General features: G+C 61.5%; 8 protein-coding genes. All 8 read right to left on the bottom strand.

What is annotated here, in order from left to right:
* Positions 1–98: 98 nt before the first annotated feature.
* The gene (gene flgL, locus GTP23_RS04035; RefSeq protein ID WP_161033963.1) at positions 99–1,361 is read right to left on the bottom strand and encodes a flagellar hook-associated protein FlgL; all 1,263 of its coding nucleotides are present in this window, start codon (positions 1,359–1,361) and stop codon (positions 99–101) included.
* 27 nt (positions 1,362–1,388) lie between these two features.
* Positions 1,389–3,347 (bottom strand): flagellar hook-associated protein FlgK, encoded by a 1,959-nt coding sequence (flgK, locus tag GTP23_RS04030; RefSeq protein WP_161033962.1) that lies wholly within the window; start codon positions 3,345–3,347, stop codon positions 1,389–1,391.
* A gap of 60 nt (positions 3,348–3,407) precedes the next feature.
* On the bottom strand, positions 3,408–4,373 hold the full coding sequence (gene flgJ / locus GTP23_RS04025; protein ID WP_161033961.1) for a flagellar assembly peptidoglycan hydrolase FlgJ: 966 nt from the start codon (positions 4,371–4,373) through the stop codon (positions 3,408–3,410).
* A 12-nt stretch (positions 4,374–4,385) separates the two neighbouring features.
* Positions 4,386–5,540, bottom strand: a complete 1,155-nt coding sequence (locus GTP23_RS04020) for a flagellar basal body P-ring protein FlgI (RefSeq protein ID WP_161033960.1) — start codon at positions 5,538–5,540, stop codon at positions 4,386–4,388.
* 8 nt (positions 5,541–5,548) lie between these two features.
* Complete coding sequence (locus GTP23_RS04015; protein ID WP_161033959.1) at positions 5,549–6,205, bottom strand: flagellar basal body L-ring protein FlgH; 657 nt, start codon at positions 6,203–6,205, stop codon at positions 5,549–5,551.
* A 10-nt stretch (positions 6,206–6,215) separates the two neighbouring features.
* On the bottom strand, positions 6,216–6,998 hold the full coding sequence (gene flgG, locus GTP23_RS04010; protein WP_161033958.1) for a flagellar basal-body rod protein FlgG: 783 nt from the start codon (positions 6,996–6,998) through the stop codon (positions 6,216–6,218).
* A 72-nt stretch (positions 6,999–7,070) separates the two neighbouring features.
* On the bottom strand, positions 7,071–7,811 hold the full coding sequence (flgF, locus tag GTP23_RS04005; protein ID WP_155433257.1) for a flagellar basal-body rod protein FlgF: 741 nt from the start codon (positions 7,809–7,811) through the stop codon (positions 7,071–7,073).
* 47 nt (positions 7,812–7,858) lie between these two features.
* Positions 7,859–9,415 (bottom strand): flagellar hook protein FlgE, encoded by a 1,557-nt coding sequence (locus tag GTP23_RS04000; protein WP_161033957.1) that lies wholly within the window; start codon positions 9,413–9,415, stop codon positions 7,859–7,861.
* Between the last annotated feature and the right edge of the window lie 57 nt (positions 9,416–9,472).

Raw genomic sequence — 9,472 nt, 5'->3', positions numbered from 1 at the left:
CCCGTAGTGCCTGCGCCTGCCCCTGCCCATACAAAAAACCCGCCGCCTGAAGCACTTCAGGCGGCGGGCTGTATGCCGTTCTGGCGGGGGATGCGGATTTAGCTGATGTAGTTGAACAGCGACAGGCCGGATAAAGACTTGAAGGACTTCTGTGCCGCATCGAGCATGGTCTGCTGCTGGGTGAACTGGGATATGGCTTTCACCGTATCGACGTCCTGCAAGTCCGACAGCGTGGCGGCATATTGCAGATTCAGGTCGTCGCCGGAACTGTCCAGATAGTCCAGCTCTTTCAGACGCGAACCGACGGCCGACTGCACCGACAGCAGGTTGTCGGTGGCATTGTCGATATTCATGTGGGCCTGATTCAGCTTGTTGTTCAGGCTAGCCTGACCGGCTGCGCCATCGCCGGGTGCGCGCAAGGCCGCAATCAGATCCGTCACCGTGGTGAACACCGACTGGCGCGTGCTCGGGGCGATGGTGAAATTATCCTGATCAGCCGGATCGCCCTTGATTTCGAACTGCAGCCCGTCGAAGTTGATACTCTGGCCGCTGGTATAAGGCTGGGGTACGGCCGGCACGGGCGCTGGCGGCACGGGCTGATTGAGGGTCAGGTCGGTCACGGTGTAGGTGGTCACCTTGGGCGTACCGGCTGTGGCCGGCACCACCTGGAAATCGATCTGGTAGTTGTGCCCCGTCAGCAGGGTGGCATCCTTGACGGAACCGGGGCTGATGATGCCCGAACCGCCGCGCGTATAGTTGGCCGGATCGGGGCCGGTGACAAAATTGCCGTTGCCCGTCACATTGTTTTCGAAGACGGAAGAGCCGGAATCCGTGATCGGCACCTTGCGGGTCGAACCCACCTGCAGTTCGCGCTGGCCCTGGTCGCCCTGGTAGCTGGCGCCCGTCGCCGTGGGCGAGAAGGGCAAGGTGGTGGATTTGTAGCCGGAGAACACATAGCCGCCCACACCGTCCGAGGAATTGGCCTGGCCCAGCAGGTCGGCCAGCCGGCCTTCCAGTTCCACCGCCAGCGATTCGCGGTCTTTCTGCGTCATGCCGCCATTGCCGGCATTCACGGTCAGTGTCTTGATGTCCTGCAGGATAGAGGTGGAACTGGCCAGCGCCACCGTTTCCAGCGACAGCATGCTGCGTGCATTCGAGCGGTTGGTGACCAGCTGGGTATTGATCGATTTCGATTGCGTCACTTCCAGCGCGCGCGCCGTCGCGATAGGATCATCGGCCGCCGTCAGATTGCGCCGGCCCGTCGACAGCTGCTGCTGGGTTTTCGACACCGCATTTTGCAGCGAGCCTATCTGGTTGACGCCAACGTCGAAGATAGTCTTCGAACTAATACGCATAGTCATGATGATTACCTGAGATGGTTACCTGAGTTACCTGAGACTGAGCAGGGTATCGAACAAGGTGCTGGCCATCTGCACCACTTTACCGGCAGCCTGATAGGCCTGCTGATAGCGTAACAGATTCGCCGCTTCCTCATCCAGATTAACGCCGGAAACGCTTTGTTGCTGATTGGTGGCCTGCTGTACCGCCGCATCGGCCGCCGAGTTGCTGATCTGTGCTTCGCGCGCCTTGTTACCGACAAAGTTGACCATCTGCGCATAGGTGGTCTGGTAGGTGGCTTTGCCGCCGTCGAGTATATTCTTGCTTTGCAGTGCAGCCAGCAAAGCGCCGTTACGGCTATCGCCCACCCCGCTGATATTCGGGCCGACGGTGAATTTATCCTGATCGGCCAGCGTACCGCTGATGGCAAAGTTGACCCCGCCGAAGCTGATCTGGGCGCCATCCGTATAGGGTATCGAGGCAGTACCGGCCGGATACACGGTGCTCGTGCCATTCACCGTTACCGTCACATCCTGGGTGGGCGGGAAGCCGGAGAAGCTGGCGCTGGCCTTGTCGTAGGTCAGCGTGAGCGGTGCCGTCAGCGCCGCGCCCGGTGCCAGATAGGCCGGGTCGACCGTGCCGGAGGTAATCTTGCCATTGCCCGAATTGGTGGTAGGCGCGGCCGTGGTGATAGGCGCCGCCAGCGCAATCTTGCTGCGGTCGACAATCAGCACATTCATCTGGCTGGCCGCCTGATAGGTCGGACGGACCACGAAGTTATCCTTGGCCTGCGGCGTGCCCGTGATGGTGTAATCCACCCCGTCTATGGTCTGCGGTACCGTCTGCGGGAAGGGATTGATCTGGGTGATCTTGCCATCGCTCTTGCGCGTGACGTTGAAATTGGTGCCATCGTAATCGACGCTGTAGTCGCTCGCCGTCAGCGCGCTGGCATCCGTCACCACGGCCGTCACGTCGGCCGTACTGGCCGCCGAATTGCGGTTGTTACGGCCCACATAGGCATTGATGGGGCCGAAGAAAGGCGTGCCCAGAGCACCATTCTGATCCTGTCCCAGCGCATGCTGGGCATTGAAGCTGACGGCCAGACCGGCGGCCACCTGCCCCAGCGAATTCTGCGCCCGGTCCAGCGCGCCATTACGGAACTCCAGCAGGCCGCCCAGCTGGCCGCCCGTGAAGACGCTTTCCGGCAGCGGGCTGAAGCCGCCATTATCGGCCTGATAGCCGAGCGTGACACGGGCCACGTCGGTCGGCGAATTCGAGGTACCCAGCTGGAAGGCGGTGGTGCCCACCACCAGCGGCTGGCCCGTGCCCATTTCCACCGTCAGGGTATTGTTGGGGCCTTGCAGGATGGTGGTCTTGACCAGCTTGTTCAACTCCGTCACCAGCTGGTCGCGGTGGTCCAGCAAATCATTGGCAGGCTTGCCATCCGTGGTCAGGCCGGAAATGGTGTTGTTCAGATTGGCGATCTCGCGCGCGTAGGAATTGATTTCCGTGACGTTGGAAGCGATCTGGTTATTCACCCCGGAAGCAATTTCCGTCAGCCTTGCGCTCAGGCCCTGGAAGCGCGACGTCAGCGAACCGGCGCTCGACAGCAGCGCCTGGCGCGAAGCGGCCGAAGCGGGATTCGAGGTAGCATCCTGTACGCCGTTGAAAAAATCCTGCAGCGCTGGCGACAGGCCGGCAGTCGGATCGGCCAGCAGGTTGTCGACCTGGGCGATCTGTTTGTTATAGGCTTCCAGCGAAGCCTGGGTCGCTTCGGCACCGCGCAGCTGGGTGGCCAGGAAGTTATCGTAGAAACGCCGCACCGCCACCACTTCCGTACCGCTACCGACAAAGCCGAAGCCTTCGTCGCGGGTGGACGAATCGACCTGGATGGCAACCTGACGGCTGTAACCGGCCACACCAGCGTTGGTGATGTTGTTGCCGGTGGTTGACAGGCCTACTTGCGCCGACAACAGACCGCTAGTACCGATGCTGAGGAGACTGGACATGATGGATTACTCTCTATGGTGTCGTTTACGGCAAGCCGGCGTCAAACTTGATTCTCGGGATTATCCGGCCAGCGAGCGCTTGATGATGCTCGCCAGCTTGGTCGCGTAATGGGGGTCGGTGGCATAGCCGGCCTTCTGCAGGCCCTGGGCGAAGCGGGTCGCATCGCCGGCGCTGGCCAGCACTTTTTCATAGCGCGGATTGGTCGCGATCAGCTTGGCGTAGTCCTTGAACGAATCGGCATAGCTGTCATAGGCGCGGAAGCGCTCCACCCTGGTCTGCGCCTTGCCGTTCACATATTCCGTGGTCGTGGCCTCCACTACCTTGCCCTTCCAGTCGCCGCTGGCTTTGATGCCGAACAGGTTGTGGCTGTTGCTGCCATCGCGGCCCTTGATTTCACGTTTGCCCCAGCCGCTTTCCAGCGCAGCCTGACCCAGCATGAACTTGGCCGGGATGCCGCTGCTGCGGCTGGCCTCTTCGGCTGCGGCGCCGAGTTTCTGCTGGAATTTGCGCACGTGCTCGGCGCCGGAACCGGTCGTGGTGGCCGGCACGGCGCTGTTATCGTCTACCGAACCCGTGCCGGGGCCGCCCGCGGCCGCAATCGCGCGCTGCAGGCGGGCATCCATCAGGCTGGCCAGCCCGCCGAAGCTGCCACCGGCACCGTCAGCAGGGGCACTGGCCGTGCCATCGTTGCCGATGGCCAGAGCCTGCTGCTGGCTGCTTTGCGACAGCTGGCGCACCAGCATGTCGGACAGGCCGATGCCGCGCTTGGCGATGTTCTGGCTGGTCTGCTGGTCCAGCATGGAAGTAAACGTCTTGGTGGTCTGGCTATCCGTCAGCCCGTCCTGCGGCGTGGCGTCGCGCATGGACTTCATCATCATATTGACGAACATGGCCTCGAACTGGGTCGCAGCCGTCTTCAGCGCAGCCGGATCATTGGCGCGCGCCGACTGCTTCAAACCGCCCATGTCCTTGACGTCGAGGGCGAATTTGTTGCTCAGATCGGTAGATACGTTCGGGCTAGTCATGATGGTACCCGCTTAAATGATTTCCAGTTCGGCGCGCAAGGCACCGGCGGCTTTCATCGCCTGCAGTATCGACAGCAGATCCTGCGGCGTGGCGCCGATGGCGTTGAGGGCTTTCACTACATCGGCCAGCGAAGCGCCGCCTTTGACCAGCATGACTTTGCCGCTATCGGCCTTGATGCCGATCTGCGGATTCTGCGTCACCACCGTGCGGCCGCCGGACAGTGCATTAGGCTGGCTGACCTGCGGTTCGGCCGACACCGACACCGACAGATTGCCGTGCGAAATGGCGCAGGTATCGAGCGTCACAGCGCGGTTCATCACCACCGAACCGGTACGGGCATTCATGATGACTTTGGCCGGCTGTTCCGAAGGTGCTACCTGCATATCCTGCAGCGTGCCGATGAAGGCCACGCGCTGGTCGCTGCTGCTGGGCGACTGCACGCGGATCACGCGGCTATCGAGTGCATAGGCAATGCCGGGGCCATATTTATCGTTGATCACTTCCACCACGCGGCTGGCAGTGGCGAAGTCGGCCGTATTCAGTTCCAGATTGATGAAATTGTTTTCGCCCAGCTTGCTGGCCACGGCACGTTCCACCGTGGCGCCGCCGGAAATTTTACCCACGCTCAGATGGTTCACCACCTGCGAGCTGCCGCCCGAGGCAGCGCCCACGCCACCGACCAGCACATTGCCCTGGGCCATACCGTAGACCTGACCGTCCGCACCTTTGAGGGGCGTCATCAGCAGCGTACCGCCGCGCAGGCTTTTGGCATTACCCATGGACGAGACGGTGATATCGAGCGTCTGGCCCGGCTGGGCAAACGCTGGCAGCGAAGCCGTCACCATCACGGCAGCGACGTTTTTCAGCTGCAGCGTGGTGCCTTGCGGCAGGTTCACACCGAGCTGCTGCAGCATCGAGACCACGCTCTGCACCGTGAACGGGGTCTGGGTAGTCTGGTCACCGCTGCCGTCCAGACCGACTACGAGGCCGTAGCCGATCAGCTGATTCTGCCGTACGCCGGCAATGCTGGCCAGATCTTTCAGGCGCTCGGCGCGGGCCGGCTGCACCAGCAGCGCGCCCACCAGCAGCACCAGCAGCAGTGCGGCCAGTTTGCACAGGCCGCTGACGCGGCGTACGCCTTCCGTGATTGATTGTAAGCTGTCCATGATAGTACTCAGAAAGGTAACAGGCTCTGGAAGAAGCGCGAGGCCATCGAGGTCATCTCGGCGCGGTCTATCGTGCTATTGGTGCGGTATTCCACCTTGGCGTCGGCCACCGCCGTCGACTGCACGGTATTGCCCGTGCCGATGTTGTCCGGATTGATCATGCCGGAGAAGCGGATGAATTCCACGCCCTTGTTCATGGCCACCTGTTTTTCGCCGGCCACGATCAGGTTGCCGTTATCCAGCACTTCCACCACCGTCACGCCCATGGTGCCCGTGAAGGTATTGCTGGCCGACTGGTTGTCGGCATCGGAAAATTTGCTGGCGCTGTTGGCGCCTATGGTGCCGCCGAACGTCGATTGCAGCGGGCCCGGTACGCTGGCGCTGACGCTGCCCGATTTGTTACCCGAGCTGGCGCCGGCTTTCACGGCCGATGTCTTTTCCGTGATGACCAGCGTCAGCACATCGCCGATATGGCGTGCGCGGCGGTCTTCGAAAATGGGACGGTAGGCGGCCGGCTGGTAGATCGCGCCACTGTTGGGCGCGGCCTGCATCTGTGCGCTGGTGAGCGGACGGGCCGTCAGCGGCATCTGCACGATGGAAGTCGGGGTGGTGGCACAGGCGCTCAGGCCCAGTGCCACGATGATCATCAGGAAGCTAGATTTCATCTCGGTCTCCTTACAGCTGCGACAGTTTCTGCAGCATCTGGTCGGACGTGGTGATGGCCTTGGAATTGATTTCGTAGGCACGCTGGGTCTGGATCATATTCACCATCTCTTCCACCACGTTGACGTTGGAAGTTTCCACATAGCCTTGCAGTATCACCCCGGCGCCATTGGTGCCCGGCGTGTTGGTCTGCGGATTGCCCGACACGCCGGTTTCCACGTACAGGTTTTCGCCCTTGGATTCCAGCCCGGTGGGGTTGATGAAGGTCGAGACCTGGATGCTGCCGATCTGCTGCGGCGCCGTCTGGCCCGGCAGCGTAACGGACACGGTGCCGTCGCGGCCTACCGTGAACGAGGTGGCGGCCTGGGGAATGGTAATGGCCGGCTGCAGCACATAGCCGCTGGAGGTGACCAGCTGGCCATTGTTATCGCGCTGGAACGAGCCGTCGCGGGTGTAGGCGGTGGTACCGTCCGGCAGCAGCACATTGAAGAAGCCGTTGCCGCTGACCATCAGGTCCTTGTCGTTGCCGGTGGCTTGCGAGTTCCCCTGCGTATGGATGCGCTCGATCGCTACGGGACGTACACCCGTACCGAGCTGCATGCCCGATGGCAGATTGGTCTGCTGCGAGGACTGGGCGCCGGGCTGGCGCAGGTTCTGGTACAGCAGGTCTTCGAACACGGCGCGCGACTTCTTGAAGCCGTTGGTGCCGACGTTGGCCAGATTATTGGTGGTGACGTCGAGCGCAGTCTGCTGCGCTTCCATGCCGGTCTTGGCGATCCACAGTGAACGTATCATGATGCTTCTCCCTTGCTTGGACGGGGTAGCGACAGCTACTCATCCCACGCAAGCATTATGCGGGAGCAGGCATCAACTCAAAGCGAGGATCTGGGTGGCTTTTGCGGCGTTATTCTCGGCGTTCTTGAGCAGACTCATTTGCATTTCGAACTGCCTTGCCAGACTGATCATGTTGACCATGGAGTCGACGGCATTCACATTACTGCCTTCCAGCGCGCCATCGACCAGACGTACGGCGGGGTCGTTTTCCGCCACTTCGCCGCTAGTTTGACGGAACAGGCCGTCATTACCGCGCACCAGTCCCTTGGTGTCGGGGTTGACCAGTTTTAAGCGGCCCAGCACGTTGGCCGGACCCGGTTTGAAATCGTTCGAGATGGCACTCACCGTACCATCGCTGGCGATGCTGATGTTGGTATCGGGCGGAATGGCGATGGGGCCGCCATCACCGACCAGCGTCAGCCCGCTCTGGGTCTGCAGCAGGCCGTTGTCGCTGACTTTCAGGCTACCGTTACGGGTATAGGCTTCCGAACCGTCGGCCGAGGTGACGGCCAGCCAGCCCTGATCGCGCACCGCCACATCGAGCGGACGGCCGGTAGTCTGGATCGGTCCGGCACGCATGTCGGCGCCGACCGTGGAATCAACCACGAAGGCCCGCGTTTGCAGGCCTTCCGACACCACCGGCACGGCACGAAAACTGTCGAGCTGGGCGCGGAAGCCCGTGGTGGTGACGTTGGACAGGTTGTTGGCCACGGTGGCTTGCTGCTCCATCACGTGGCGCGCCCCCGTCATTGCGGTATAGACTAGACGATCCATGGCCGTTTCCTTTTTCCGTTCCTGTAACTATGCGTGCGCGGCTAGGCTTAGCGCAGGTTGACCAGCGTCTGTAGCACCGAGTCCTGCGTCTTGATGGTCTGGGCATTGGCCTGATACACGCGCTGGGCGGTAATCATGTTCACCAGCTCTGCCGTCAGGTCGACGTTGGAAGTTTCCACCGAGCTGGCGCGCAGCTTGCCCATCGAACCTGCATTCGGCACCCCTACGGTTGGCGTGCCGGAGGCCGAGCTTTCCGACCAGGCATTGTTACCGAGCGGCGTCAGACCATCCACGCTGGCGAAGTTGGCCAGACAGATCTGTCCCATGGCGCGCGATTTACCGTTGCTGTACTGGCCCAGAATCACGCCGTTTTCATCGATCGCATAACGCTGCCACGAACCGGCCGAATAACCGTTCTGGACCGAACCCAGATCGTTGGTCACACTGCCGTACTGGGTGGTCTTGTCGAAAGTGGTCGAGACCACCATAGGCTGCTGGGCACCGGTATCGGGGAAGATCGGCAGACTGATGTTGAACGGCAGGGTCTGTGGCGGCGTCATCAGCGCCATGGCCTGCGGATTGAGCGCACCGTTCTTGTCGAACAGCAGGGTGCCAACCTTGATGGCCGGTACCGTAATCGCGGCCGACAGCTTGGCATTGATCTGGTCCGGCGTCATGCCGGTAATCGAACCGCTGGCAGTCGGGTCCAGTGCCGAGAAGGCGGCCGTCAGGGCGTCCAGCTGGGCTTGCGAGGCTGCTGCCGGTGGCACCGAAGCGGCCGTCAGCATGGAGTTGTAGGCGGCGCTGGCATAGGCACCGGCGGCCGACGCAATCGCTGCCACATCAGGCGGCGTGGCGCGCACGGCATCGTTGTAGGCCGTACGGGCGCCCTGCACGGTGCCATCGCTATTGATGGCTGCCGCCACGCTGCCGGACACGATCTCCTTGTTATCGGCCGCAGCGTACACGTCCCAGGTGTTGGCATCGGTCTTGACGTAATAGGTGGTCATGATGTGCGAAGTACCGAGGCTGTCGTACACGTTCAGCACGGTCTGCTTGTTATAGCTGGTCGGATCGCCGGCATCGAAGGGGATGGTGGCCGGCACTTTCTCGGCCGAGCTCAGGTTCAGCTGGAAGTTGGCCGTGGTGGTCTGCACCGGCGTCAGGTCGGACTTGTCCAGCGTCAGCGGCACTGGTGCGCCGAGCAGGATCACCCCGGCTGCATTGGACAGATAGCCGGTCAGCTGGGCGCCCTGGGCATTCACCAGCGTGTGGGTATTATCTTCATGGAACTGGCCGTTACGCGAATACTGCACAGCGCCATTCACCACTTCGCGGAAGAAGCCGCCGCCGTTGATGGAGACATCGAGCGGGTTGGTACTGGTTTCGATATTGCCCTGAGTGAATTGCTGGGCCAGCTTGGCAGTGGTCACACCGATACCGGCATTGTTGCCCGACACGCCGTTCAGCGAGTTGGCGTACAGATCGGCAAATTGTGCCTGCGAGCCTTTGAAGCCTACCGTACTGGCATTGGCGATGTTATTACCGATCACATCCAGCGATTTGGATGCTGAGTTCAGGCCGCTAAGTCCTTGTTGGAACATGGTATTCCCCCTGCTAGGTTTGAGCTAAAGTGCGCTTCAGATAAAGCGAAGCGGTTA

It is taken from the genome of Duganella fentianensis (assembly GCF_009857835.1).
Classification (GTDB): domain Bacteria; phylum Pseudomonadota; class Gammaproteobacteria; order Burkholderiales; family Burkholderiaceae_D; genus Rugamonas; species Rugamonas fentianensis.
Note: the sequence above shows the minus strand (reverse complement) of the source record. Positions and strands in the feature narration are given on the sequence as shown.

Bases quoted from the DNA above. Each gene is read 5' to 3' on its own strand.
- GTP23_RS04020 (WP_161033960.1), bottom strand. From the start codon at position 5,540: ATGGACAGCTTACAATCAATCACGGAAGGCGTACGCCGCGTCAGCGGC.
- flgL (WP_161033963.1), bottom strand. From the start codon at position 1,361: ATGACTATGCGTATTAGTTCGAAGACTATCTTCGACGTTGGCGTCAAC.
- GTP23_RS04000 (WP_161033957.1), bottom strand. From the start codon at position 9,415: ATGTTCCAACAAGGACTTAGCGGCCTGAACTCAGCATCCAAATCGCTG.
- flgK (WP_161033962.1), bottom strand. From the start codon at position 3,347: ATGTCCAGTCTCCTCAGCATCGGTACTAGCGGTCTGTTGTCGGCGCAA.
- GTP23_RS04015 (WP_161033959.1), bottom strand. From the start codon at position 6,205: ATGAAATCTAGCTTCCTGATGATCATCGTGGCACTGGGCCTGAGCGCC.
- flgG (WP_161033958.1), bottom strand. From the start codon at position 6,998: ATGATACGTTCACTGTGGATCGCCAAGACCGGCATGGAAGCGCAGCAG.
- flgF (WP_155433257.1), bottom strand. From the start codon at position 7,811: ATGGATCGTCTAGTCTATACCGCAATGACGGGGGCGCGCCACGTGATG.
- flgJ (WP_161033961.1), bottom strand. From the start codon at position 4,373: ATGACTAGCCCGAACGTATCTACCGATCTGAGCAACAAATTCGCCCTC.